The organism is Ruminococcus sp. NATIVEDY160 (assembly GCF_045819885.1).
Classification (GTDB): domain Bacteria; phylum Bacillota; class Clostridia; order Oscillospirales; family Acutalibacteraceae; genus Ruminococcoides.
The window spans coordinates 259,144-283,463 of sequence record NZ_CP162391.1; the positions used below are offsets into that span (position 1 = coordinate 259,144).

At 50.7% G+C, this 24,320-nt stretch carries 19 protein-coding genes, 2 tRNA genes and 1 pseudogene; 7 read left to right on the forward strand and 15 right to left on the reverse strand.

Translation table 11 applies throughout. From position 1 onward, the window contains the following. Positions 1 to 50: 50 nt before the first annotated feature. Both AB1I49_RS01315 and AB1I49_RS01320 read left to right on the forward strand, forming a co-directional pair. Entirely contained in the window at positions 51 to 1,763 is a 1,713-nt protein-coding gene (locus tag AB1I49_RS01315) for a glycoside hydrolase family 13 protein (protein ID WP_407721201.1), read from the forward strand. Between the two features lie 339 nt (positions 1,764 to 2,102). Continuing rightward, positions 2,103 to 2,435 (forward strand): hypothetical protein, encoded by a 333-nt coding sequence (locus AB1I49_RS01320; RefSeq protein ID WP_407721202.1) that lies wholly within the window; start codon positions 2,103 to 2,105, stop codon positions 2,433 to 2,435. A gap of 344 nt (positions 2,436 to 2,779) precedes the next feature. Here AB1I49_RS01320 and AB1I49_RS01325 read toward each other — a convergent pair whose 3' ends face one another. The 4 genes from AB1I49_RS01325 to AB1I49_RS01340 form a co-directional block, all read right to left on the reverse strand. After that, positions 2,780 to 3,568: a DUF4037 domain-containing protein gene (locus AB1I49_RS01325; protein ID WP_407721203.1), complete on the reverse strand. Its 789-nt coding sequence runs from the start codon at positions 3,566 to 3,568 to the stop codon at positions 2,780 to 2,782. Positions 3,569 to 3,745: 177 nt separating this feature from the next. Further along, a complete protein-coding gene (locus AB1I49_RS01330) occupies positions 3,746 to 5,545 on the reverse strand; it encodes a CotH kinase family protein (RefSeq protein ID WP_316610833.1) in 1,800 nt (599 codons plus the stop codon). A 56-nt stretch (positions 5,546 to 5,601) separates the two neighbouring features. After that, complete coding sequence (locus tag AB1I49_RS01335; protein WP_316610834.1) at positions 5,602 to 6,285, reverse strand: DUF4956 domain-containing protein; 684 nt, start codon at positions 6,283 to 6,285, stop codon at positions 5,602 to 5,604. Further along, entirely contained in the window at positions 6,278 to 7,012 is a 735-nt protein-coding gene (locus tag AB1I49_RS01340; protein ID WP_316610835.1) for a polyphosphate polymerase domain-containing protein, read from the reverse strand. Before AB1I49_RS01340 ends, AB1I49_RS01335 begins: the two co-directional genes overlap by 8 nt. Before the next feature lie 69 nt (positions 7,013 to 7,081). Between AB1I49_RS01340 and tnpC the strand changes: the two are divergent. Further along, positions 7,082 to 8,032 (forward strand): annotated as a pseudogene (tnpC, locus tag AB1I49_RS01345) (IS66 family transposase); the annotation flags it as partial. A 262-nt stretch (positions 8,033 to 8,294) separates the two neighbouring features. Here the strand turns inward: tnpC and AB1I49_RS01350 are convergent. The 6 genes from AB1I49_RS01350 to AB1I49_RS01375 form a co-directional block, all read right to left on the reverse strand. Next, a tRNA-Leu gene (locus AB1I49_RS01350) sits at positions 8,295 to 8,382 on the reverse strand. Positions 8,383 to 9,087: 705 nt separating this feature from the next. Next, positions 9,088 to 9,327, reverse strand: coding sequence for a hypothetical protein (locus AB1I49_RS01355; protein WP_407721204.1), 240 nt, complete (start codon positions 9,325 to 9,327; stop codon positions 9,088 to 9,090). Then, complete coding sequence (locus tag AB1I49_RS01360) at positions 9,320 to 10,522, reverse strand: thioester domain-containing protein (RefSeq protein WP_407721205.1); 1,203 nt, start codon at positions 10,520 to 10,522, stop codon at positions 9,320 to 9,322. The genes AB1I49_RS01355 and AB1I49_RS01360 overlap by 8 nt, the downstream gene beginning before the upstream one ends. Before the next feature lie 72 nt (positions 10,523 to 10,594). Next, positions 10,595 to 11,428, reverse strand: a complete 834-nt coding sequence (locus AB1I49_RS01365) for a class C sortase (RefSeq protein WP_407721206.1) — start codon at positions 11,426 to 11,428, stop codon at positions 10,595 to 10,597. Then, the gene (locus tag AB1I49_RS01370) at positions 11,425 to 12,129 is read right to left on the reverse strand and encodes a hypothetical protein (RefSeq protein WP_407721208.1); all 705 of its coding nucleotides are present in this window, start codon (positions 12,127 to 12,129) and stop codon (positions 11,425 to 11,427) included. The genes AB1I49_RS01365 and AB1I49_RS01370 overlap by 4 nt, the downstream gene beginning before the upstream one ends. A 302-nt stretch (positions 12,130 to 12,431) precedes the next feature. Further along, positions 12,432 to 12,508, reverse strand: a tRNA-Ile gene (locus AB1I49_RS01375). A gap of 176 nt (positions 12,509 to 12,684) precedes the next feature. On the opposite strand from AB1I49_RS01375, the gene AB1I49_RS01380 reads away from it, so the two are divergent. Both AB1I49_RS01380 and AB1I49_RS01385 read left to right on the forward strand, forming a co-directional pair. Further along, positions 12,685 to 13,974 (forward strand): DUF1015 domain-containing protein, encoded by a 1,290-nt coding sequence (locus tag AB1I49_RS01380; protein WP_201428121.1) that lies wholly within the window; start codon positions 12,685 to 12,687, stop codon positions 13,972 to 13,974. Beyond that, a complete protein-coding gene (locus tag AB1I49_RS01385) occupies positions 13,971 to 14,885 on the forward strand; it encodes an asparaginase (protein WP_186833050.1) in 915 nt (304 codons plus the stop codon). The genes AB1I49_RS01380 and AB1I49_RS01385 overlap by 4 nt, the downstream gene beginning before the upstream one ends. Positions 14,886 to 14,978: 93 nt before the next feature. Here AB1I49_RS01385 and AB1I49_RS01390 read toward each other — a convergent pair whose 3' ends face one another. The 3 genes from AB1I49_RS01390 to AB1I49_RS01400 are packed head-to-tail and all read right to left on the reverse strand — an operon-like array spanning position 14,979 to position 19,147. Then, a complete protein-coding gene (locus tag AB1I49_RS01390; protein ID WP_186833049.1) occupies positions 14,979 to 15,728 on the reverse strand; it encodes a phosphotransferase family protein in 750 nt (249 codons plus the stop codon). A gap of 21 nt (positions 15,729 to 15,749) precedes the next feature. Next, positions 15,750 to 18,371, reverse strand: coding sequence for a bifunctional acetaldehyde-CoA/alcohol dehydrogenase (gene adhE, locus AB1I49_RS01395; RefSeq protein ID WP_186833048.1), 2,622 nt, complete (start codon positions 18,369 to 18,371; stop codon positions 15,750 to 15,752). Between the two features lie 44 nt (positions 18,372 to 18,415). Next, entirely contained in the window at positions 18,416 to 19,147 is a 732-nt protein-coding gene (locus AB1I49_RS01400) for a leucine-rich repeat domain-containing protein (RefSeq protein WP_186833047.1), read from the reverse strand. Positions 19,148 to 19,815: 668 nt separating this feature from the next. Here AB1I49_RS01400 and AB1I49_RS01405 point away from each other — a divergent pair. Then, positions 19,816 to 21,468, forward strand: a complete 1,653-nt coding sequence (locus AB1I49_RS01405) for a peptidoglycan-binding domain-containing protein (RefSeq protein ID WP_243411842.1) — start codon at positions 19,816 to 19,818, stop codon at positions 21,466 to 21,468. Between the two features lie 180 nt (positions 21,469 to 21,648). On the opposite strand, the gene AB1I49_RS01410 is transcribed toward AB1I49_RS01405, so the two are convergent. Further along, positions 21,649 to 22,242: an HD domain-containing protein gene (locus AB1I49_RS01410; RefSeq protein WP_186833045.1), complete on the reverse strand. Its 594-nt coding sequence runs from the start codon at positions 22,240 to 22,242 to the stop codon at positions 21,649 to 21,651. After that, complete coding sequence (locus AB1I49_RS01415; protein ID WP_201428123.1) at positions 22,239 to 22,724, reverse strand: deoxycytidylate deaminase; 486 nt, start codon at positions 22,722 to 22,724, stop codon at positions 22,239 to 22,241. The genes AB1I49_RS01410 and AB1I49_RS01415 overlap by 4 nt, the downstream gene beginning before the upstream one ends. Positions 22,725 to 22,956: 232 nt before the next feature. Here AB1I49_RS01415 and trkA point away from each other — a divergent pair, with 232 nt between their 5' ends. Continuing rightward, positions 22,957 to 24,315, forward strand: coding sequence for a Trk system potassium transporter TrkA (gene trkA / locus AB1I49_RS01420; RefSeq protein ID WP_316609902.1), 1,359 nt, complete (start codon positions 22,957 to 22,959; stop codon positions 24,313 to 24,315). Positions 24,316 to 24,320: the final 5 nt, after the last annotated feature.

The following is a 24,320-nucleotide window of genomic DNA, read 5'->3' on the forward strand; positions in this document are numbered from 1 at the left end:
GCAAATAGAAAGAACATATTAAGACTTGTATCGGAAAATGAGGTAATGTTATGAATTATGCTGCTATTTGGCATGAAGCCACCCAGAGATACTGCTATTGTCTGGAACCGGGCAGATTTCTGTTCCGGCTCCAGACGGCAAAGGACGACATAAAGTCCGTGACCCTTCATGCCCTGGACAAGTACCTTCCCCTGAAGATCAGAGATACCCGTAAAACTACCCCCATGAAGTGGGTGGCCAGCGACGGACTTCGGGACTACTACGAAGTGGAGTTGGAATTTAGGGTAGTCTGCCTGCGCTACTGCTTTGAGCTGGAAGACAACGCGGGTAACCGGGTCTTCTTCTCAAACAGCGGATTTACAGACACCCTCCCTGATGATATAGAGAGGCTGTTTGACTGCCCCCAGACCCTCCGGGAAGAAGAACGCTTCCTCGCTCCAGACTGGGCATCCGACAAAGTTATCTACCAGATATTCCCCTCCCGGTTCGCCAGCCACGAAGAAGTGGAGGACAAAATCTGGTATCAGGCCCCCATCACTGCCAATGCGGCGCTGGGGGGCAGTCTGAAAGGTATCATTCAGCAGCTTCCCTACATCGCGGACTTAGGAGTGGATGTGATCTACCTAACTCCCATCTTCTACTCCAACTCCTGTCATAAGTATGATACCATCGATTACTACACCATCGACCCCACCTTTGGCACTACCGATGATTTGGTGATGCTGGTGGACAAGGCGCACACTCTGGGGCTGCGGGTGATTCTGGACGGTGTGTTCAATCACACCTCCCCGGAGTTTTTCGCCTTCAGGGATGTGGTAGAAAAGGGAGAAAACTCCCGGTATAAAGACTGGTATTACTTTAATAAATTCCCGGTTTGTACGATTCCCATGCGCCACAACTACAAGTGCTTCAGCTATTTCTGGGACATGCCCAAGGTACATCTGCGTTGCGCTGCCGCGGCGGACTACTTCACAGAGGTAGCGCTTTACTGGCTGCGAACAGCGAAAGTAGACGGGTGGAGGCTGGATGTGGCGGACGAGATTTCCCACGGTTTTTGGCAGTATTTCCGCACACAAATTAAGACGGAATTTCCCCAGGCGCTGATTGTGGGGGAGGTGTGGCACCACGCTCCGGACTTTTTGCAGGGCGACCAGTGGGACAGCGTCATGAACTACCCCTTCTATCGGGCAGTGCTTGACTACGCCGCTAAAGGGACACTGACCGCCTCCGGTTTTCTGGGTGTCATGGGCTTTCAGCGGGGTAATACCCACAACGCCGCTCATCATCTTATGTGGAACCTCATCGGCAGCCACGATACCGCAAGAATCCTCCATCTGTGTGGCGAAAATAAGGATAGGCAGAAGCTATGTGCCGCGCTGCAACTTCTGACACCAGGTATGCCTATGATCTACTACGGTGACGAGGTGGCTATGACTGGTGCCAAAGATCCGGACTGCCGCCGGGGTATGCTGTGGGACGAAAGTCGACAGGACAAGGATATGCTTTCCTGGTACAAACGGCTGCTGCGGGTGCGTAAGGAGATCCCTGCCATTACCCGAGGCAAAACGGTAGCGGAGGAGGCCCGGGACAAAGATGGTCTCATCTGCGTAACCCGGTGTCTGGAAGACGATGAAGTGACCATTCTGTTCCACGCCAAGGAAGATGCAATTTCCTTACCGGCGCTTTCCGGAAAGCGGAATCTGCTTACAGATAACGTATTTGACGGCAAAGTACAGGGAATTACAGCCTTGGTGCTAAAATAAAGAGAGTGACAGTATCTTGATTCTTAGGTCCATTTTGCGTATAATGTTTATATCAAGGCAACAACCACCCGAAACAATTACCTTGATCCGCTCCCAATCATTTATCACCGCTGATAAGATTTTGATAAGCATCCATCGTATAGCTATGATAATATGGATAGTCAAAAGAATCAGAACAGCAGGCATTATATTCACTATGAGCTTTTTCTTAACGCTTATCATTCTATACTGATGGAGGCATACGCAAAGAAAAACCGTCCCCGTTATTTTTCAGAAGAAGGGCTTGCGCTTGCTGGATTAAAGTGAAATTTGATAAATCGTTTATTTGGAGAGATGAAAATGGATATGCTAAAGCCACAGCTTATGAGAGGATTTGATACAATGAAACTATCAACAATATTTGAGAACCAGCCCGAAAGTTGGGGACTACGAGGTGATCCATACTTCTGGGAGTATTTGAAGAATCAGGCAGAAAGCATGGACATTTTGTCACCCGAAGATTTGGAGGCGTGGATCAAGAAAGAGCACTTTGAACTTTCGGGAGTCGAAATGACCACTGATAGTATGGCATATGTTGAGCAGTTTGCTCACGAAGGAATGAGCTCCGGTGGAATCAGTGGAGAATGGTGGAATGAGAACGGGATTCCTATGTTGAAGAGCCGCTTATCTTAATCGGAACGGTTTACTTGTTTCATCTCGTACAAGGAGACGCTGCTTCTGTTCGTCCAGCGTTTTCTGAATCGCTGTAAACATTGTCTCGATCTGATGGTTACACCACGTCGGTGAAACGTGATTTTTCCCATTCCTATGCGGTTTGTTGGGTGTAGTATAACATAGTCAACAGAGGCGTGTCAAGATAATAGTTATTTAAGCTCTATACCCTTTGCTCATTCCTTAAAAGCACTTTCCTCCTCGCGCTCGGAAAAGCGCATACCTTCCTGCCAAGTGCCGTTTCCTGCCATCTGAGCGAGCTTGCTGCCGCTGTAGTTTGTTAAATCAGAATTTGGTGGATAATATCATAAACTCTCCCGTAGCAACACTGCTTTAAGCTCTGAAATAATCGTATTCAAATCTTCGGTCAGATTATCGCTTTGTGTCAGCATATCGTCAAAAAGTCGGTTGAGGTTTTCTTCAAAGTGCTCAGGAAGAATCGTGCAATTATTTCTGCAAAGCGCCATCAATCGCTTTTCGCCCGGATGTGTTTGCTTGTTCAATGCGAAAATCACATCAAAATACGATTCCAAAAAGGCGGCTGTTCTGTGAACAACGCTTACCCTGTCGTTTCTGCCGTTCGCCTTTTTCACTTGAAGAGAGTATGCGGGCATAGCGCTGTATAAAAGAGCTGTGTTTCTTTTGATGATGTTGTTTCGAAGTTCTTCGGGATAAGGAACGGAAAAGCGTTCTTTTGCGTTTTGAAGCCTTCCGTGCTTATCGCAGACAATTTTGCAGGTCAAAAGGTTATGCCACATACAGGTGGTATATCCGTTGCACGCCTCAAAACCTTCGACTACTCTCGCAACACCGTCACAGAATTCGTCCAAATTGCGGTAAAGGATGTCGATGTCGATTCCATTGTTCAGAACACAGTTATCCTCGTATTCCCAGTAATGGTTTCCAATCTCCATATATTGACAGTAATCAGCCAATAATGCGTGTCTGCTTTCTTCTCCGATTGGCGCTGTGATGTAAACATACACATCATAATCGGATTTTTCATCATAGTTTTCTCCCGAACGGGAACCGCCGAGCGCGATCGCCTCGACCTGATCAAATTCGATTAGTTTTTCAAATAGTTTATTTATCATTTTATCATCACCTATATATTTCGATTGATATGTGTATTATATCAGAAAAAAGAAAAAACGTCTATACTCTAAATCCCATTGCCTTTGCAAAATCCGTTTATTTGTTATATTCCGCAACAAGCGGCAGTATAACATAAAAGCCTCCGCAAGGAAGAATCCGTGCGGAGGTTTTTCATGCTACTGTTTTGAGAATTCCTGTGAGAGCCACGCGGCGCGACTTGTCAGCCAGTCGTTGCAATAATGGAACATATCGGTGAAGTTCGCTTGGTATTTGGCGGCGGTAGACTCAGTCACCATTTTTCTTGTCTGTTCGTCAAAGCGCGCCTTTGTCAGAGAATCGTGATCGGCGATCCACTTACCCGTTTTCAGCAGCCAGCCGCTTGTGTAGTTCATTTCCGCGCTGTCGTGAATCAGGTCGTAATAGGTATCCGCGGAGTAGAACTCCCTGTTTATCTCTTCGCTGTTTTTTTCACCCGAGAAATGCTGAATAGCGGGAACAAACTCCTCAAACCAAATGCGCTTTGCCGCAGCCTTGACCTCCGGATTTTGTGAAAGACGATTCACGATATTGCCGAAGCCGCCTTTGTGTTCGCACCACCAACCGGTGTAATCCTCATAATCCTCGACCTCCAAGCCATTGAGCTCACTCTCGACGCCTTTTGCGTTGCCGAGGGTGTTGTCAAAGTCCCACACGGGAGAAGCGTAGAATTTATATCTTCCCGACTCGTCCGGCTTGTATACAAAGAATACGCTCGATACGCCGGAGTCCCAGTTTTTTCCAAGCTCGTTTACCAGATAGAGCTTAGCCATAGAGTCGATATCTGCAAGCGCAGAAAGCTCATTTTTATCAGACCCTGCCGCTTCATAGAACGCGTCGTATTTTTCAGCGACATAATCTTTTACCTCGTTGTAGCCGGGTTCCTCTTTGGCAACTTCGGGATACTTGATGGACAGCTTTCCGCTGTTTGTGGATGTGAAGTAGTCGGTTAAATAATCGGCGCCCGGATCAACCTCGCACAGAAACGGGAAATCCTGCTTCACCTTACCGTTCGCGTCAAGGTAATCCTCCGCTTCGATATCTCCGACAAGAGAATTCTTACCGCCGTCGATCTTTTCGCACATCTGGTACGAGCCCCAGTAGAAGCCGTTGACGTATAGGTCGACATAGCGTGAATCCGAGGCATACGGCATTCCGACAGCATCGGAGAGGTCGTACAGTATGCGGTTGCGGGAAAGGGAATCGTCCTGATAATTGGCGACAAGGCAGAACTTTTTTCCCTCCTTGATTCCCGCGACCGAAACAGCACTCTCATAATTTACGTTATAGGATTTCTTGGGCTTTTCCCAAGAGGTGTTTCCCCTACCCTTGATTTTCTTGATGGGCGTGTTGTCGATATTTCCGTCACTGTCCAAAATCGCCCCTGTGGCAGTCGCTGTCAGGTGTTTGTCATAGTTTTCGTCCTCATCGTTCAGATAAGTCATCAGATCGGTGCCTTTGCCGTCGGCGTCGCTGTTGTTGATGAAAACAGCCGCCTCGGCATTTGATTTCATAAACCTGAGAGAGAAAGTCTCGTCTTTGACTTTAACGTCATAAGGCTCGGAAACAGTGTAGCTCACTGCCTCGGTCGCCCCGGACGGGATCTCTACACCGTTGACAGTGACCGGCTCAGCGTATCCGTTGTAGATATCCACCGATTTTTCATCCGCAGATGTAGGCAGAAAAAAGTATTTTTCATAGGGCTTCGCTGTTTTGAATTCCTCGTCGTGAACACTTTGCCAAAGGTGCCAAGCCTGAGTGTCATCCGAGCCCGATAACGCATGGACATACAGACCGTCCTTCGTTTCAAAAGCGACAGGGCTAACCTTTGCCTCATCCATTGTTGACTTGACCGGTTCGCTTTTTTGATTGCAGGCTCCCATCACAAAAGCTCCCGAGAGCAATGACGCAGCCAATAACAGAGAAATACGTTTTTTCATCTCAAAACCTCCTTGAATTTTTATAATTACTTGGTAAATATTCACTATTCACTAAATCACAAGACTCCTTCACTAACCGCGGGGAGCAGCACGGCTATTTCGAGATTGCCGTTGCGGGTGCGCAGGTCGTCGATGAAGCTCTGCACGTTGTCCTCGCTTTTCAGCTCGACCTCGTAGCTCAGCTTGTAAAGGCTGCCCATGTTGGTGGTCTTGACGTTGAGCAGCTTGCTGCGCTTTGTGTAGGTATCGAACAGGTCGTCAAACTCATGCGCATAGTTGAGGTCTTCGGGAATGGTGATTTTGAGCTCCCTCACAAGGTCGTCCTTTTCCTTGAAACGCACATAGGTCGAAATTATCATAATGAGCGAGATAACTATCACGAACACCGCCGCCAGAGCGATGTAGCCCTTTGCCGTGGCAAGACCCGTAGCCATCGCGAGGAAAATGCTGACGATCTCCTTTGCCGAGCCGGGAGCGCTGCGGAAGCGAACCAGCGAGAACGCGCCCATTACGGCCACGCCCGCGCCCACGTTGTCGTTGACGAGCATGATGACCATCTGAACGATGACGGGGATCAGCAGCAGCGCAAGCATGAAGCTTTTGCTCTGACGGCTGCGGAAGCCCGCCGCGAAGGCTATGACCGCGCCCAGCGCCAGCGACGCGAGCGAGCAAACGAGATAAACCGAGGCGGTTATCTGATCGGTTGAGGTGTATACAGGTAAAAATAATGAATCAAGCACAGGGACGTCCTCTTTTGTAATCACTGAGATGGTTTTTCTTTCTTTCTTCGATGAGCTGATATGCGGTTCCGTATTTTGAGAAGGTGCCGGGGAAAATCCTCATTTGAGCCAGCGCCTCGGTAAGCCAGAGCGGCATTGCGGACAGCGCCTTGATCTCCATTACGCAGAGCCCCGGGGCGAGTATGCGCTCGCCGTAGTCGCCCTTTGAGAGGTCGAGGTTTGTGGTGCGGAACCTCACGTTGCGGTCAAAGGTAATGCGCAGCTCGTGGTCTGTCTTGCTGTAGAACGCCGTGCGGTCATAGGCTATGAACACCCTCGGCGCGATGGTTTTGTAGTATTTCATCGCCCAGTCAAGCTCGCGCATGATCTGTGAATCGTCGGGCATTACGCCGTATTTCAGATAGTCCTTAGCTTCGCCGAGCTTCATGGTCTTGCGCCGCTTATAGACCACTCCGTTATACTTCTTTTTGAGCTCGAGAAATACGTTGCTGTCGCGCTTCGGCGTCGAATAGCTTCGCAGCCTGAGCTTCTCCTTGTACACGGGCTTCTCCATCGAGCGGCGGATGAGCCTGTAGTCGTCGGTGTCGAAATAGAGCGAGCACACCGTGCTTTCGCCGTATTCGTCGGGCTTGATATGCTCCGCTATCCTTTTGAGCAGCTCGCGGCGCTGCGCAAGCGTGAGGATGTATTTCTTTTCGGTTCTTTCAAAAACCGTCTGAATCTTCATTTTGAAAACCCCTTTCGTTTGAGATAAGCTTACCGCGTCAACCTTAAAAAAGCCTTCGTACAATACGGCAAGAATCTGCAAGCTCTGGTTGTCGCTTTTAATACCGTAGGTGCGGTCAGCGTCAACAGGATCCACGAAATATTAGGCGGCGTATTCAATATACCTCTTTCAACCGGTACGATTAAGTATATCGTAAGCCGTTGTGCAGAGAAAGTAAAGCCGGCACTTGAGCTAATACGTCAAAAGCTTTCTGAAAGTTCGTTGGTTCATTGCGATGAAACGGGAACCAACATAGACGGTAAACTTCATTGGGTTCACAATGTTTCATACGGAAGCTACACATATATGACCGTCAGCAAAAAACGCGGTTATGAAGGCATAAAATCCACGGGTGTCCTTCCTGATTATCACGGGATCATCGTCCACGATTGCTGGACTTCCTATTGGAAGTTTAACGATGTGACGCATTCTGTATGCTGCGCTCATCTTCTGAGAGAGCTGAACGGAATTGCAGAAAATCACCCGGAGCAAGCATGGGCGAGAAAATTCAAGGAACACCTTTTGCGTATGAAAAGAGCAAAAGACAAGGCGATCGCGGCAGGAAAAGATTATCTCAGCGTGTTTACAATTCAAAAATACAAACGCGAATACGATGTCATAATAAAAGAGGCATACGCGCAGAATCCTATTGCGGAACCTGTCAGGAAAAAACGCGGCAGAGTAAAACGCGGTAAAATTCTCGCGCTCATCGACAGGCTCAAAAAACACAAGGGAGCAGTCTGCCTGTTTTTAGAAAAGCTCGGTGTTCCGTTCGACAACAATCAAGCCGAGCGCGATATCCGCAACATCAAAACAAAGACCAAGGTTTGCGGCTGCTTCAGAAGCAGAACCGGCGCAGAGGAATACATGGGCTTAATGTCGTTCGTTAGCACCGCCCGCAAAAACGGGTTTGATTCTTATCACGCGGTAAAGATGGTTTTATCAGGTCAGATCAATCAGGTTTTTGGGGTGGGGTGCTGAATAGTTACATTACTTGTATTATACAATTTTTTATAGTATAATACTAACAGAATACCAGCTTATTATTGACACAAAACGATTATTTGAGGTGTTTATGTCTGCATATCGAGAAACCAAACTCCATGGAACGCACGGGTTCCCGTAACAGGCGTGTATATCATTTGTGCGAATAGGACAATAGAAAAGGTGCATAGGTTACGCGTCTGCCAACAATTATTTTTCCTCTGAAAATACAAAAAGCCCGATAAAATCGAGCTTTTTGTGGTGCGGATAACAGGAGTTGAACCTGCATGAGCGCAATGCTCACATGGACCTGAACCATGCGCGTCTGCCTATTCCGCCATATCCGCATATTCGTTTTTACCCTCTGAATTTTTACACGGTAGAGAGGTGAGAACCGAGGTGGAGCTTATCGCTTGATCCACGTTTTGCAAGACAAGTCGGAATTTTGCAAGTTACCGACGTGGTGTAACCTGATCTGACGTGTACTCATAATAGGGGTATTTTGCAATTTTACCCAATTGAATAAGCGCATCAATAACACGATTGCCTGGATTTGTCTCAACCAGCTAAAGCGCCTAAATCTGACCGAAGAAATGCGCCACTACCTTATTGGAAGGCAGTATGATTCGGAACGTGCGGCATACTGGTATAGCGTAGAACACACAGAGAATGCTGAACCTATGTCAAGGACGACCCTTAGGAGATTAATATCGGGGAGAATAGCTCAGGAAAACAATGTGTCCCAGGGTACCGTTGAGAAATATTCGAGGTATTCAAGAGCAATCGATCGCCGCACATATTTTTCGTTCTGTTTGTTCTCTACTCATATTTTGAAATCATCTGTATCAGTATGCGTATCGTTCTTTTCTGCTTTTTGCTCTGATAAGCGCGCTGTTCCATTCGGCTTCTTCTCTTATGATACCAGAATTGCTTTCCTTTGTCTATCGAAAACTTTTGACCCGCTCAGAAAATTCAATTATCCGGAAACCATTCAAAACAGCAAACACCTATAAGGCTGAAAAATCTCTCAGCCGCATAAGTGTTTGCTGTTCTTAGCTGAGAGGCTGATCAACCTCTGTGCCGTCCTTAAACACAATTTTGATTTGCTCTTTGGACTGTACGACCACACATTCAAGCATTTGACGAATGAGATTGTCATCAAATTGCAGTGGTTGATTCTCGATGATTTCGGTGATGTGAGATATTTCGTTGAGCTTTGATTCCGGTTCCGATGTTTTTCCGAACCCCTGATAACTCTCAAGCTCTTTTTCCAAAGCTCGTTTTTCAGTCATCAGCTCGGCAATACTCGTTTTGTGTACCGATAACCTTTCGAATACGAAAATCCGAATTGAGCTTTCCGTTCTGCGACACAGATACCCGTACATTGAAATATGCCGTGGGAGCACTGACGGTTCCTCCTGATACAACATCCTGATATGACGATGAGTATGCTATTAACTTTGCCTCGTTTGTTGTGGGGACGCCGGTTTTCAGCGCACTCAGCATTTCAGTTGTTCCCGTCGTATTGAGTTTGGCGGCTGACGGCGTGAGCGTCACCTTGTTGCCGTTCACCTTAACGGTGACTGTGGCATTGCCGACGTTAATGGTTCTGTTGTTGAAGCCTGTAAACTGCGACATTACGCTGTTGCTGTCCGTCAGCGTCAGCGGCGCATAGTTCCAAACTCTTTTGACGTTATTGTATTTGGCTGTGAGCGTGTATGTCGGCGCGTTTGATGACTCTTTTCCGGCAAATGACGGAACGGTCTGCGCTGAAGACATTGCGCTCTCAATGCGGTGATAGGCTTCGGCAATATTTCCGTTATATCCGTCGGCACAGTACATGGACAGGTATCCGTTACCTTCCAGAGAAAACGGAGCCGTCGAGCTTCGTTCTCCGTTTACGATTTCCCAGATAATGAGCTGTGTCGCAAGATAGCACTGGTCGGAATTGATGGAGGTGTTTCCTTTAATATTGGAAAAGTTTCCCTCTCTGCCGAAACAGAGCGCCGTATTGATTGCCTGCTGCTGATTACCCGAGAGACTCGCCCAAACGCCGGTTGAGGTACTCGGCGTCAGATCCGAGTAAGCGTTCAGAGCTTCGCCCGGCTGAATACAGTAGGCTCTCGAGCTGTTGACGAATATCATCAGCGCGGCTTCACCGACATACTGCCGTGCCATAGCGCGTCTGACGTATATCTGATTGCCGCCTGTGTCATAGCAGCCTTCAAAACTCGGAGTGTAGGATGCGCCAACCGAGTCATCGTTGATATGCCGGGCGTATTCCGATTTCGAGATGTAACCGCCGTAGGAAATAAGCTCGCCGAGTTCATCATTGGAAATGTATTCGCCGTAGCTACTGAGATCAACGTCGCTGTCGCCGCCGATTTCCGCCGCCTTGACTGCATCCATTGTTACAGAGCAGGCTGTCAGAAGGACAACTGTCAAAACGAGCAGAACGGCGACCGCTCTTTTAATAATGCTTTTCAAGTTTTCTCTCCTTTCTTTGGAATGGTCTGTTGAAGAATTTTGCGGGTCTGTCGCGTGTACGGTAAAAGTGTTTCATGTGGATTTCCTTTCGCAAATTAAATAGAACCGGTCAAAACCGCCGTGTCCGTTCGAGACGCAGGTGATAAGCGTGAGCAAATCCCTGCCCTCGGTGATGTAGCAGTCTGCCGATTCGTCTTTTTTATGGATTTGTTTGTCAATGACCCTGTAGGTTAGAGTATCCCAATAATTCTCGACGGTGATCTCATCGCCGATGCTCAGACTCGTAATGTAGTCGAAGAATATCCTGCCGACGTAACCCGAATGCCCCGACAACACACAGTTGGTGCTCTTGCCGCCGACGGGGAGCGAGGTGTATGTCATGTGAGCGGTACCGAGAGCCATGTTGTCATCGTTGCCGCCGAGATAGATCGGAAGCTCCAAGCCGATAGACGGCGCGGAAATATATCCGTAAACACCGCTTGTGATTCCATAGCTGCTCAGATTCAAAGCGGGGAATTGGTAGGACTGCTCATTTGTAAGCAACTCGTGCTGGTGCTTTTTCAAATTCTCGTTGTACGCTATGCTGTCGGAATAGAGGCGGTCAAAATCAATCTTCGGGACGTTGTCTGAGCTATTGCGGCTTTCAGGGTTGAGTCCTTTTTCTTCCACCTGCAGAATGCGAAGGCATTCGGCTTCAGAGTTCTCTCTTTGGGTGCTCTCCTCGGACGATTCTTTCTTTTCCGTTGGTTCATCATAAGTCGATTTGCTTTTCAAAGCCTTGAAATCCTCGACGGTGGTATGGGCTATCTGCTCACCGACACGGTTGGATATTCTCGGGACGATCAGCATTGCCAAGCCTGCAGCCAAAAGAATTACTGCAATCGCCGTGAATAGTTTTCGTTTCATGTTTTTGGTTCGTCTGTGAACTGTATTGCTCCCAACCCGTATTTTCGGATTGCCATCGCGTTACAGATGAGCGCGAAGGTCTTTGCGTTGATCAGCTTATTGTCGGCAAGATCGTTAATGGTGATGTGCCTGGTACCGAGATACAAATCCTTCGCCGCACAGTAGAGGGGATAGGAATACTCGGAGCAGTTCTTTGGTCGCAGCTTGCCGAAGCTGATGCCGTGGTTCTCGACATATCGCCGTGCCTGATTCCATAGTCGGAAATCTGCTGTCAGTAAATACAGAGCCGCGACAAGCGCGCAGTTCTTTCTGTCATACTTTCCGATCCTGTCGAGTGCTGCGTTAAAACTCAATCTGTGCTGTTCGCTCAAGAATGTCATGGGGATGACCTCGCTTTCCTTTATATATTTTCTCAGCCTGCGGTTAAAACCGCTGTGTTTGATTTCTGACATCGTTTCCTGCATGACCTCTTTGAGTGAGGCGACGCCGACGGCGATCCGTTCCTCTAAGCAGACGCATCGTGGAACCTTGCAGCCTCTCAGTTTGCCGCCATAGTGTTCGCATAATCGACAGTCACACATCTTTGCTGTGTACTCAAATTTCCCTGTCACTACGATTCCCGAACTTCTCGCGTAAAAGTTTGGTACACCCTTCATCATCCATTCGATGCTGCGGTCGTACCGGTTTTCTGTAAAATACATTGATTATCATCTCCTTTAGTTTTTTTAGAAATAAAAAAAGAGCCAACCGCTTATTTCTAAACGATTGGCTCTGAAATGAGATTTTTTCGATTGTGAGTAGCACTCATTAATTTGAAATGCCTAAGAAAAAGTTTATTTTGTTGCCTGATTTTCTGTTCTTCGGGGGTTCATTTCCCTGAAAAATGGTAAAAACGCCGTTTTACATCTACGTTTTTGTACGCTCGCGGACAAGCCCCTGAGACGTGAAAAAGCCCGATAAAATCGGGCTTTTCGGGGCGAATATCTTTTTTATTCGCATAGGATGGTGCACCAACAGGGACTCGAACCCCGGACCAACCGGTTATGAGCCGGTAGCTCTGACCAACTGAGCTATTGGTGCGTTTTGTTCTTTCGCAAATTCTATTATATCAAAAAAACTCAGTTGTGTCAATGAAAATCTTCTCTGAACGTGTAATAAACAATATAATATATGAACTTTTCATCAATGCGTCTTGTGCGGCGGCATAAAATATGATATACTAAAAGATAAGCATGAATCAGAAAAGGGGCATTTTTATGGCTGAAATCAAAGCGTTCAGGGGTATGCGCTACAACACCGAACGCGCAGGCAGGCTCGATGAGCTCTGCTGTCCTCCCTATGACATTATCAGCGAAAAGGAAAGAAAATCGTATCTCGCGCAGAACAAATACAACGTTATCCGCCTTGAGCTGCCCAAAGAAGGCGACAATGTTTACACAACAGCGGGCGAGGTTCTTGACCGCTGGAGAGAGAAGGGGATCCTCATTCACGAGGATAAGCCCGCGATTTATATTTACGAGGAGGAGTTCAACGCCTACAACACGCGCCGCAGTATCAAGGGCATCATCGCGCGTGTGAAGGTCGAGGAGTTCTCGAAGGGAGTTATCCTTCCGCACGAGTTCACGCTTTCGAAGGCGAAGGCTGACCGTTTCAACCTCATGAAGGCGACAAACTGCAACTTCAGCCAGATTTACGCGCTCTATATGGACGAGGAGCATACCACGCTCTCGACTATCGACGAGCTGTCAAAGCGTAAGCCCAACGCCAAGTTTACCGACGGCGACAAGGTTACCCACAAGCTCTGGATTATTACCGACGAGAAGGCTATCGCGAAGCTGTGCGCCGATTTCACCGACAGAAAGCTCTATATCGCCGACGGTCACCACCGCTACGAGACCGCGCTCAACTACCGCAACTACTGCCGCGAGAACGGTATCTCGAAGGAAGGCGACGCTCAGGACTACCAGATGATGTTCCTCATGGACATGGAGCACCCGGGGCTTGTCGTATTCCCGACGCACCGCCTTGTGCGCGATTTGCCTAAGTTTGACAGGGATAAGCTCCTCGACGGCTGCGAAGAATATTTTGATATCAAGGCGTTCGACAGCGTTTCGCATATGAACGAGCTGCTCCACAGCGAGTACAAGAAGGGCAGCAAGTCCTTCGGCTTCTACTGCGGCAAGGGTGAGTGGTACCTGCTCACGCTCAAGGATATCGACGTGATGAAAAAGGAGCTGCCCGATCTGAGCGAAGCGTCACAGCAGCTCGACGTCAGCGTCCTGCACACACTGATTCTCGAGAAGATCCTCGGCATCGACAAGGAGAACATGGCGGCTCAGATCAACCTGACCTACACGAAGTTCTATGAGGAAGCGATCATGGGCGTCGACAAGGGCGAGTTCCAGTGCTCGTTTATCCTCAACCCGACCCGCGTCACCGAAATCCGCGACGTCGCGGCGGCGGGCGAGAAGATGCCGCAGAAGTCCACCTATTTCTACCCGAAGATGACGACGGGTATGGTTATGAACGATATTGGCGTAGAATGAAAATTACAGTGATATTTACGGGCGGCACGATTGCCTGCTCGAACAGGAATGGGGCGCTGTCACCTGACGGCGCCAATTCCTTTACCCTGATTGAAATATACCGCGCTCTTGACGGCAGCGTAGAGTTTGAAACGCTTTCTCCGTACTTCATACTGAGCGAAAACCTCGGCTGTGAGCATTGGGAGAAGCTCTCTGACTGCGTAAAGAGCGTGCGCGGCAGCGACGGCGTTATCGTCACCCACGGCACGGATACCATGCCATACACGGCGGCGTACCTCGGACTGAAGCTCGGGCTGTGCGATATTCCCGTTGTGCTCGTGTCGGCGGCATATCCGCTGTCAGACAGCCGCTCAAACGGTCTTGACAACTTCCGCGGCGCGGTTGATTTTATCCGCTCGGGAGTCGGCAAGGGCGTTTTCGTATCGTACAGGAACAGCGGCGAGAATGTCATGATCTACCGCGCGGCAAGCCTTTTGCCGCATCAGCCGTACAGCGACAGCGTCCTCAGCCTTCGCGATAATTACTTTGCCGAGCTTGTCGGCGGCGAGGTCGTGCTCAATCCCGATTTTGAGGAGGAGAGCTTGGGCGACTTTTCCGAATGCAAGCCGAACGGAAAGATTATCTGGCTGCGCGCGCACCCGGGAATGATTTATCCGCCAGTTGACGGCGCAAAGGCTGTGCTGCTCGAGGGCTATCACTCGGGAACTCTGCCGACCGCGAGAGAGGATTTTAAGAACTTCTGCAAATCGGCAAACACAGCAGGCGTACCGCTGTACCTGACAGGCAGCGAGGAAGGCTTTGACTACGAGAGCAAGCAGGCGTTTGATGAATTGGGTATAAACGTCCTGCCGCCTATGTCACCCGCAACGGCGTTTGTTATGCTGCTTTTGAAGTCGCACCCGAAAATATAAACCGGAGCGAAGCGACCCTTAATTTTCAATTTTTCATTTTTCATTTTCAACTAAAAAAGGACTGCTCTCCTCGGAGAACAGTCCTTTTGATTTCTACTGCCAGTCGCAGACGTTTGCCCAGTTGAGGAGGAATTCTCTCTCTTCGGGGTTGCCCTTTACGGACTGAGAAGCCGCGACGATCGGCATCCACGCGTTGACGTATTGACGCGCTGTGTCTGTCTTTTCGCAAAACAGCTTGAGGTACTTCTCGGCGAGGTCCTTGTCGCCCTTCAGACAGAAGAGCAGGTAGGTTCTCGCCGCGTCAGCCGCGCCGTTACCCTGAGTGGCGTGCGACCAGTCGAGGATAAACGGAGTGCCGTCGGGAGTGATGATGATGTTCGAGGGGTTGAAGTCGCCGTGGCAAACCTTGTCGTGGCGCTTCATCGATGCGAGGCGGGTGTGCAGCTCGTAGCGTGTGGTTGCGTCGAGGTCTGTGCTGCTGATCTTGTCCTGCATCTTGTCCTGCAGTCTCTTGAGCAGCGGACACTTTTTGCCGAGGATCTCCATCTGGACGTTCACGAAGAGCTCGAGGTACTCGTCGAGCTTGTCGGGGTTCTCGTCCATAAGCTGCTGGAGGGTCTTGCCCTCGATGAAGTCGGAGATGATAGCCCACTTGCCGTCGATTTTGGTGACTTCCTCGATTTTGGGGATATTCAGTCCCGTTTCCTCAACTCTCGCCTGGTTGAGCGCCTCGTTGAGGATATCGGACTTGGGGAAGGATTCGTCAAAGACCTTGACAGCGAGGTCGCCGTCGCGGTAGATGACCTTATTTTTTCTCTCGGCGAGAACATTGTCAAATTTCATGGTAAAGCCCCTTTCCGCGCATTAAACCGCGTCTTTGTTGTTGCCGTAGTAGGCGTTGAGGTACATCTGCTTGATTTCCTTGAAGAGCGGATAACGCGGGTTGGCGCCTGTGCACTGGTCGTCGAACGCCTGCTCGGTCATCTCGTCGAGGGTAGCGAGGAAGTCCTCCTCCTTAACGCCGTAATCTGCGATTGTATTCTTGATGCCGACCCTTGCCTTGAGCTCGTTGATGCCGTTGATGAGGTTCTCAACGCTCTCCTTGTCGTTCTTGCCGCCGAAGCCGAGGAACTGAGCGATCTCAGCATAGCGCGCGAGGGTGTGGGGGTGGTCATACTGGGGGAAGGTACCCATCTTTGAGGGAACCTCAGCGGAGTTGAAGCGGATAACCTGCTCGAGCATGAGGGCGTTTGCAACGCCGTGAGCGATGTGGTGGAACGCGCCGAGCTTGTGAGCCATTGAGTGGCATACGCCGAGGAAGGCGTTTGCGAACGCCATACCTGCCATAGTGGCGGCGTGTGCGACCTTCTCACGCGCAACGGGCTCGTTCATGCCGTTGTCGTAGCAGGCGGGCAGGTACTCAAAGATGACCTTGAGAGCCTTGAGCGCCAGACCGTCGGTGAAGTCCGTAGCCATCATCGAAGCGTAAGCCTCGAGAGCGTGGGAAACCGCGTCGATACCCGAGGCGGCGGTCAGACCCTTGGGGCCTGACATCATGAAGTCAGCGTCGACGATAGCCATGTTGGGCATGAGCTCGTAATCGGCGAGAGGATATTTGATGCCTGTCTCCTGGTCGGTGATTACCGCAAAGGGAGTGACCTCGGAGCCTGTGCCCGAGGAGGTCGGGATAGCGATGAAGTAAGCCTTTTCGCCCATCTTGGGGAAGGTGTAGATACGCTTGCGGATATCGACGAAGCGCATCGCCATATCCTGGAAGTCTACGTCGGGATGCTCGTAGAGTACCCACATGATCTTCGCAGCGTCCATAGCGGAGCCGCCGCCGAGCGCGATGATAACGTCGGGCTCGAAGGAGCGCATAGCCTCGGCGCCCTTCTGTGCGGAAATGAGCGACGGATCGGGCTCAACGTCGGAGAAGGTGGTGTAGGTGATGCCCATTTCGTCGAGCTTATCGGTGATAGGCTTGGTGTAGCCGTTCTTGTAAAGGAAGGAGTCGGTGACGAGGAAGGCGCGCTTTTTGCCCATAACGTCCCTGAGCTCCTGAAGTGCGACGGGCATGCAGCCCTTCTTGATATAAACCTTTTCGGGCGCTCTGAACCAAAGCATGTTCTCTCTCCTCTCAGCGACCGTCTTGATATTGAGCAGGTGCTTCACGCCGACGTTCTCGGAAACAGAGTTGCCGCCCCATGAGCCGCAGCCGAGGGTGAGCGAGGGAGTGAGGCTGAAGTTATACAAATCGCCGATACCGCCCTGTGACGAGGGAGTATTGACGAGGATACGGCAGGTTTTCATGTGAGCCGCAAATTCGTCGATCTTGTCCTTGCAGTTGATCGCGTCGACATAGAGGGAAGAGGTGTGGCCGTAGCCGCCGTCGGCGACGAGCTGCTCAGCCTTTGCGATAGCGTCCTCAAAGCTCTCCGCCTTGTACATAGCGAGAACGGGGCTGAGCTTCTCGTGAGCGAATTCCTCGCTGATATCTACGCTCTCGACCTCGCCGATAAGAATCTTTGTCGTTTCGGGAACCTCAACGCCGGCGAGCTTCGCGATAGTCACGGGCTTCTGACCGACGATACGCGCGTTGAGCGCGCCGTTGATGATGATAGTCTTTCTGACCTTCTCGCATTCCTCGTCGTTGAGGAAGTAGCAGCCGCGCGCCTTGAATTCCTTCTTGACCTTGGCGTAAATCTTCTTCTCGACGATAACGCTCTGCTCTGAGGCGCAAATCATGCCGTTGTCGAAGGTCTTGGAGTGAATGATCGAGTTGACCGCGAGCAGAATGTCGGCGGTTTCGTCGATGATAGCGGGTGTGTTGCCGGCGCCTACGCCGAGAGCGGGCTTGCCTGAGGAGTAAGCCGCCTTGACCATGCCGGGGCCGCCTGTCGCGAGAATGCAGTCGCTCTCCTGCATGAGCAGGTTGGTGAGCTCGAGCGAGGGCACGTCGATCCAGCTGATGATGCCCTCGGGAGCGCCTGCCTCAACGGCAGCCTCGAGAACGATCTTGGCAGCGGCGATAGTGCTCTTCTTTGCGCGGGGGTGAGGGCTGATGATGATACCGTTGCGGGTCTTAAGGCAGACAAGCGCCTTGAAGATCGCGGTCGAGGTTGGGTTGGTGGTGGGAATGACCGCACCGATAACTCCGATAGGCTCGGCGATCTTTTTGATTCCTGCCACGGGATCCTCCTCGATCACGCCGCAGGTCTTGGTGTTTCTGTAGGTGTTGTAGATGTACTCCGAGGCGAAGTGGTTCTTGATGACCTTGTCCTCGGCTACACCCATGCCGGTCTCTTCCACAGCCATCTTGGCGAGCGGAATTCTTGCGCGGTTAGCGGCGGTCGCTGCCGCCAGGAAAATCGCGTCGACCTGTTCCTGTGTGTAGGTGGAAAACGCCTTCTGAGCCTCGCGTACGCGCGCAAGCGCGGCGGCGAAGGATTCGGCGCTCTCTACGATCGGATACTCTTTTGTACTCATATTATCTACCTCGCTTTTGCCGGTTTAATGATTGGCTCTTTTATTTATACCGCCTCATAGCTGATGCCCTGCTCCTGTGCGTACTGCTCGGCGTAGGAGCCTGAGGCTACCTTGAGGGTGAGGTCTGCGGGACACTCGCTGAAGGTATCGTCGGCGATTTTTGTGATTGTCGCGGGAATTACAACCTCCTTGAGGTTGGGGCACTGATGGAACATCAGCTGGGGAAGCTCTGTGAGCGTCTGGCTCTCGGGGATCACGATTGTCTTAAGGCCTGCAGCGGAGAATGCGAAGGGCTCGATCTTCTCGAGGGAAGCAGGCAGCTCGATAGTATCAAGACCCGAGCAGTAGAAGAAGGCGTTGGTGCCGAGGTGCTTGAGGTTCGAGGGGAGCTTTACGTTCGTCAGAGTCTTGTTGCTCGCGAAGGCGTAGTCCTGAATGTCGGTAACGGTTTCGGGAATGGTGACCGACTTCAGACCGTCGTTATTGAACACGCTGTGACCGATCGCGGTAACGGTGTAGTTCTGGAAGCTGTCGGGGATCGTAACGTCGGTGAGTGAGCCGAAGTAACGGGTGAGGATAACCTCTTTTTCGTTGAGGATATAGAAGCCGAAGGTCTCGTCCTTGAGGTCGGGCTGTGTCGCTACAACCTCATAACCCTGTTTGCTTTCCTGGTTGCCCGAGGAGGGCTTGCTGCCGTTGCAGCCGCAGCCGTTGAGTGAAGCCGCAGCTACCGCTCCGATGGTACATGCGAGAATTGCGCAGATGACTTTTTTCATTTTAAAAATCCTTTCTGTGTGTCAATGAGCTCGTTGACTGACACTATTCTATATGATTGTTAAAGTTTTGTCAATCTTTTTCGAGCTATTGAGAGTATTTTTTTAGTGTTACATAAATTTTCGCGCGACATCGGCAATACATTATGCAACATTACGTGAGGGGCGGTTATCGACAGAGAACCACCTATACTAATATATAATAACACAACAATATTCCAAAGTAAAGTGCCAGCGGGCACATTTTATTGGTTCATCTTTCCGCTGCGTGTGATATCGTCAGGTCAGGGCGGCTGTCTTTGTCATACCTTTCTATTATATATATAACTCGGAGCGAAGCGACCCATAATTTTCCATTTTCAATTTTCCGTTTTCAATTACCAGCTTCCAGTATTTCCCAATTATTACAAAAGAATTTACAATTTTGAAACCACCGCTTTAGGAAAGCCCCAAAAATCGCACATAGAGGCGAAAAATGTTAGGGAAATTGCCAGAAATATAATTCGATTTCAAAAGAATGGGCGTTAGGGGTTGATTTTTTGAAACTTTGATGATATAATTATTACAAATTTGTTAACAAGTGCATTTCGGGCTGTCATTTTTCGTGACGGAAAATGAACCGATTCACCCGGAAAAATATCGGCACTTGTCGGACATTGGAGGTAATAACGATGCACAGGATAAAAAAGCTTACCGCTGTGATATTGAGTACACTGACCGTGTCTAGTGTATGTGTGTTCGGCGGTCTGAACGCCAGCGCTTCAGGCACAGGCGCGGGTCTTGCAGAATACTGTCTCAACGCTTATGACGAGGGATGGAGTTACGTATGGGGCGGAACAACCCCGGGCGCCGTTGACTGTTCGGGACTTATCTGGTCCTACTGCGGCGGCAACAGAATGAGCATGCTTTCCGACGCACAGGAAAACGGCAGAGATTGGGGCTATGTCTCCAACGGTGTACCCAGAGTACACGGTCTCGGACTTTCCAGACCCGGTCACGTCGGCGTCTATATTGAGGACGGTATGGAGGTTGACGCGCGCGGCGACGAATACGGCGTATGCTATCAGGAGATCGGCGGCTGGAACAACTGGGACTGCTGGTTCAAGCTCACCGCTGTAACCTACCCCGAAAACGGTTGGGAAGAGTTCAACGGCAACTACTATTACTATGAGGACGGCGAGTACATCGTCAACACCTCAAGAGAAATAGACGGTACTACATACTATTTCGATTCAAAGGGTCATTCGGGCACAACACCGACCGATACTTCGGCAACGGTCAGCAGCTCGTCTAATTCAGGTTCGTCAAAGTCTTCGACCTCTCTCCTCAGATACGGCTCAAGCGGCAACGAGGTAGAGAAGATCCAGAAGCGCCTTTCAGAGCTTGGGTTTTACGACGGCGCGATTGACGGCGACTTTGGTCGAGTTACCGAGCAGGCGTACAGAGCTTTCCAGGAAGCTGCAGGCGTCACAGTCGACGGTATTTCAGGTTCAGACAGAGAGGTACTCTATTCCGATGAAGCCCCTCGCGCCAACGTAAAGAACGAATCCGAAGATAAAACAGAAGATAAGACAGAAGAAGCAGCTGCGGATACAGCTGATAACGATAAGGATACAGACGAAGTCGGAGCTCCCGAGGAGGAGAAGAAGGCTGACGAGACCGTAGAGGCTGCCGAAGGTCAGGAGACCGAGGTAGAGTTCGAGGTCAAGCCCGCTCTGCCCGTTGAGGGCGACTTCACCGACGCGGTATACGAGATGCAGGCTCAGCTTGCAAAGCTCGGATACTTCGGAATTGAGCCCACAGGCTTCTACGGCGACTATACCGCCGACGCTATCAAGGCGTTCCAGCTCTGCAACGGCCTTGACGTAACAGGACAGATGGACGAGGCTACCGTTGCCGCTATGAACAGCGACGACGTTGTATATAACCCCAACGTCCTCTCAGTTCTCAACGAAGAGGTTGCAGGCCCCGTTTATGCCGCCGCTGACAGCGACGACAGCGTGGCAGCTCCCGCTACCGCAGATTCCGCTTCCGCTTTTGCAGCCGGCAACAGCAACGGCAACGGTTCGGGCAATGCGCTCGCGTCAAGCTCAAACACTGTTGACAAGACCAACAAGGCTGCCGACAAGGCGCTTCAGGGCGCTGCTTCCGCAGTGCCTGAGGGTCAGACCGCTCAGATCAAGAGAGCGGCAAACATCTGGATTTGGCTTGTACTCACCATCATCGTGATCAGTGCGGTTGCTCTGATTTTCCTCAGAAAAACCACCAGAAAGCCCCGCACAGCGAAGATGAGCACCAAGGCTGCGCTTAATACACGTTGGTAAGCATTGACTTGCATAACGAATAATTGATAACCCGAAAGGGCGGACATCATGTCCGCCCTTTTGCGTTTGTTAATGTAAAATTGAAAGTTGAAAATTGAAAATTAATGGCGGGCGCTGCCCGCACCCGAATATAACTCGGAGCGAAGCGACCCTCAATTTTCCATTTTTCATTTTACATTTTCAATTATTTATAATTCTTCCCTTTTCCACGTTCGGCATGATGAAATTGTTCAGCGAGTACTCCCAGAGCGCCTTTGAGCCCTCGGGAGTTATTTTGTTTCTCTCCAGGATCTGGCTGAGCTTCACGCCCTTTTCCTTCCACGCCCGTCCGTCGGTGGCGCAGTTGAGCATAGCGGGCTGAATGTTGTCCATCGTTCTCGCAAACTTCGCCTCGGGCGTCTGAGCCGCCTCGAATTCCTCCCAAAGGCCGCGCAGCCTGTCGCGCTGGTCGTCGGGCAGCATTCCGAATATCCTGTCCGCCGCCTTTTCCTCGCGCTCGCGCTGGGTCTGCTTTGCGTTGTCGTCGTAGGCGTAGGTGTCACCGGCGTCGATCTCGACCATATCATGGATTAACAGCATCGTCACGGTTTTAAGAAGGTCGATTTTTTCGTTTGAGTACTCGCCGAGCAGAATCGCCATCAGCGCGGCGTGCCAGGCGTGCTCGGCGTCGTTTTCCTTTTCAGCGCCGTTCGAAAGGTATGTCTGCCGTCCTATGCGCTTTTCCTTGTCCGCCTCAAGCGCGAAGCGGAACTGGCGCTCCATTCTGTCCGTCATGCGTTTGCCTTGAAGTCGAGGACTATCGTTTCGGTGTCGGTTTTGAACTGCCTGAGCTTCACGCCCGCGGACTGCAGCATTCTCGCCGAAGCGCGCGTAGCTTCTGAGTCGGCGTACTTGTTATAGAGGTAGACGACCTCCGCTATGCCCGACTGGATAATCGCCTTGGCGCACTCGTTGCAGGGGAAGAGGTCGACATAGAGCCGCGCGCCCTTGAGGTTCTTGCCGCGCGCGTTCAGGATCGCGTTGAGCTCGGCGTGAACGACGTAGTTGTACTTTGTATCCTCGCCCTCGCGCTCCCACGGATAGAGGTCGTCGGAGCAGCCGTACGGAAATCCGTTGTAGCCCGTCGAGAGAATGATATTATTGCTGTCGACGATGCACGCGCCGACCTGAGTGTTGGGATCCTTGCTGCGTTTTGCCGCGAGCAGCGCGACTCCCATGAAGTATTCGTCCCAAGAGATATATCCGTTCCTTTTCACGATAACGCGTCCTCCCGTTATTATTATACAATTATTGTATCATACGTACGGCGTGAAATGCAAGATGTTTTGCGTATATTGCGGAAAATCATATGTTTGGCAAATCGCAAAAAGAAATTGACAAATCGGCTTGATTTTTGCACTAAAAAGGTGTATTATCTTTTTATACTATATATACAAATTCTTCGGGGGATATCACTATCTCCCGTATGTATTTTAGGTGGAGCAATTTATGAAAATAGTAATTGTGGGCTGTGGCAAGGTCGGCACCTCGATTGCCGCCGAGCTGAATTCCGAGGGACACGAGATCGTCGTCGTAGATATCAACCGCGCGGCTGTGAACCGCCTCTCAGATTCCATTGACGCGATGGGCATCGAGGGCAACGGCGCGACCTACGAAACCCTCTCGGAAGCGGGCGCGGGTACCGCAGATCTGGTTATCGCCGCGTCGGCGAGGGACGAGGTCAACCTCTACACCTGCCTCATGTCGCGCGCCTGCGGCTGTAAGAATACTATCGCGCGCGTGCGCAATCCCGAATATACAAACGACCTCTACCGCGTCAAGGATATCCTCGGACTCTCGATGTTCATCAACCCCGAGATGACAGCTGCGGGTGAGATCAGCCGCCTTCTGCGTTTTTCGGGCGCTCTCGAGATCGACAGCTTCTCAAAGGGTCAGGTCGAGCTGATCAAGGTCAACGTCCCCGAGAACAGCCCCGTTGCAAACCGCGAGATAAGCAAGATCGATATCCTCAAGGGCAAGGTGCGTATCTGCGCCGTCGAGCGCGGCAGCGAGGTATTTATCCCGAACGGCGACTTCGTCATTCACGGCGGCGACCGCATAACGGTCATCTCAAAGCCCGAGATCGCCGCGAAGTTCTTCAAGAAGGCTAACATCAACATCGGCAGAAGCCGCGACGTCATCATTCTCGGCGGCGGCAAGATCTCGTTCTACCTGGCGCAGAGACTCCTCAAGGCGGGCATCGGCGTTAAGATCATCGAGAAGAACCCGCAGCGCTGTGACGAGCTTTCCGACCTGCTTCACGAGGCGGTCATTATCCACGGCGACTGCATGGATCAGGATCTGCTTCTCAGCGAGGGCATCGAGCACGCCGACGGCGTGATCGCCCTGATGGACTACGACGAGGAGAATATCCTCATTTCAATGTACGTGCGCAATGTTTCGCGCGCGAAAATCATCACCAAGGTCAACAACGCGCACTTCGATTCGATCGTTGAGCAGCTCAACATCGAGTGCGTCATCAACCCGAAGAAAATTGCGGGCGAGTATATTGCCCGTTATATCCGCGCGGTACAGAACTCTCTCGGCAGCAACGTCGAGACGCTCTACCGCCTCAACGAGGGCAGGGTAGAGGCGCTTGAGTTCCGCGTAAAGAGCAGCTCCCGCGTCGCTAATATCCCTCTCTCAAAGCTGAACCTCAAGGACGATCTGCAGATCATTTCCATCGCCCGCAGGGGCAGGATCATTCTCCCGACAGGCTCGGATTCCGTCATGCCCGACGATTCCGTCGTCGTTATCACAAAGCACAAGGGCCTCAAGGACCTTGACGACATTCTGAGCAGACGCTGAGGGAT